Source organism: Arenimonas sp. (assembly GCF_019459675.1).
Lineage (GTDB): Bacteria > Pseudomonadota > Gammaproteobacteria > Xanthomonadales > Xanthomonadaceae > Arenimonas.
Map to the genome: position 1 here is coordinate 1 of NZ_JAIBFH010000048.1, position 1,860 is coordinate 1,860.

Consider the following 1,860-nt stretch of genomic DNA (forward strand, 5'->3'; position numbering starts at 1 on the left):
GGTTGCAGCGCGCGCCGTGCGCCGCTGGACGCCGGAACCAGCTGCAGCGGGACCCACTGGCGCTGCTCCAGCAGTCGTCGCGCCTCGCCTTCGCTGTCGGCCTCCAGCAAGCCCAGCCGTTCCTTGCCGCGAACGTCCAGCGCGACGAAATCAAACGACGCCATGCGCCTTCTCCTCCTGTCGGATCACCCGGAGCGCTTCCTCGACCGTGGTGATGCCGCTGGCGACACAGCGGCGCGCGGCGGCGCGAAGGTCAGGTGCCCGGGCGAACGCCGCGCGCGCCAGCGTGGCGTCGTCGGCCTGCTGGCTGATCATGCCGCGCAGCGTTTCGTCCACGCGCACCGCCTCGTAGATTGCCACCCGGCCGACGAAGCCGGTGTGGCTGCAGCCCGCGCAGCCCACGGACTGGAACAGGGGCGGCACCGGCGACGGGCCGAACAGCCGATCGCTGGCAGCGTCGGGCGCGCGCGGCGTTTTGCAGTCGTCGCACAGCCGGCGGACCAGCCGCTGGGCCACGATCAGGCGAAGCGTCGAGGCCAGCAGGAATGGCTCGACGCCCATGTCGCGCAGCCGGGTGATGGCGCCCACCGCATCGTTGGTATGCACCGTGGACAACACCAGGTGCCCGGTCAGGCTGGCCTGCACGGCAATCTGCGCCGTTTCGCCGTCGCGGATCTCGCCCACCATCACCACGTCCGGGTCCTGGCGCAGGATGGCGCGCAGGCCTGCCGCGAAGGTCATGCCCACCTTGGCGTTGACCTGGGTCTGGCCCACGCCCTGGATGGCGTATTCCACCGGGTCTTCGACCGTGAGGATGTTGCGGCTGCCGTCGTTGAGCAGGCACAGGCCGGCGTACAGCGTGGTGGTCTTGCCCGAGCCGGTGGGCCCGGTCACCAGCACGATGCCGTTGGGCTGCGCCATCGCGTCGCGCATGGCGGCCAGCACGTCGGGCTGCATGCCCAGGTCGTCCAGCCCCAGCAGGGTCTGGTCCTTGTCCAGCAGGCGCATCACCACGCGCTCGCCGCCGCGCGCGGGCAGGGTGGAAACGCGTACGTCCAGCGCCTTGCTGCCGAGCGTCAGCGAAATGCGGCCGTCCTGCGGAATTCTTTTCTCGGCGATGTCCAGGCGCGCCATCACTTTCACCCGCGACACCAGCAGCGGCGCCAGGCGGCTGGGCAGGCTGAGCACTTCGCGCATCACGCCGTCCACCCGCAGCCGGACCTGCAGGCTGGCGTCGAAGGGTTCGATGTGGATGTCGGACGCACCTTGCCTTGCGGCCTCGGCGATCAGGCCATTGATCAGGCGGATCACCGGGGCGTCGTCCTGGCTGTCGAGCAGGTCGGCGGCTCCGGGCAGGTCGTCGGCCAGTGCGTCCAGCGACCCGCCCAGCTCCGCACCGGTGGCCGCCGCGCTGCCCGCCAGCGCTTCGCCGGCATAGACCTCCGACAGCTTCCGGTCGAAATCGGCGCGGGAAAGCCGCTGCACCACGATCGGCACGCCCACCGCGCGCCGCACTTCCAGCAGCGGGGTGGGCGGGGCGCTTTCCAGCAGCCCGACCAGGGTGGGGTTGCCCGGCGCCAGCAGCATCACGCCGTGGCGCTTGGCGAAGCCGTAGGGCAGGGTGGTGACGTCGGTGCTCATGGTTGCGGGGCAGGTGCCGGCGTCTCGGCGGCCGGCTCGGCCGGCGTAGCGGGCATCGTCCGCGGCGGGTTGGCGCGCAGGTAATCCTGCACCACGGCATCCAGCGCGGCGCGCTGTCCGCCGTTGGCGGCTTCCTGGCTGGCGCGCATGTAGTCGTAGCGCGGCGCAGTGGCGTTCTGGGCCTCGCGCGCGTCGCGGATGATGGTGGGGCGGATGAAC

1 protein-coding gene and 1 pseudogene are annotated in these 1,860 nt (G+C 71.5%); both read right to left on the reverse strand.

All coding sequences use genetic code 11. From position 1 onward, the window contains the following. Positions 1-150: 150 nt before the first annotated feature. On the reverse strand, positions 151-1,641 hold the full coding sequence (gene gspE, locus K0M70_RS01885) for a type II secretion system ATPase GspE (RefSeq protein ID WP_290778542.1): 1,491 nt from the start codon (positions 1,639-1,641) through the stop codon (positions 151-153). Further along, positions 1,638-1,860: pseudogene (locus K0M70_RS01890) on the reverse strand (type II secretion system protein GspD); the annotation flags it as partial. The pseudogene K0M70_RS01890 and the gene gspE, both read right to left, overlap by 4 nt.

Excerpts from the sequence above, each read along its gene's own strand:
- gspE (WP_290778542.1), bottom strand. The coding sequence starts at position 1,641 with ATGAGCACCGACGTCACCACCCTGCCCTACGGCTTCGCCAAGCGCCAC.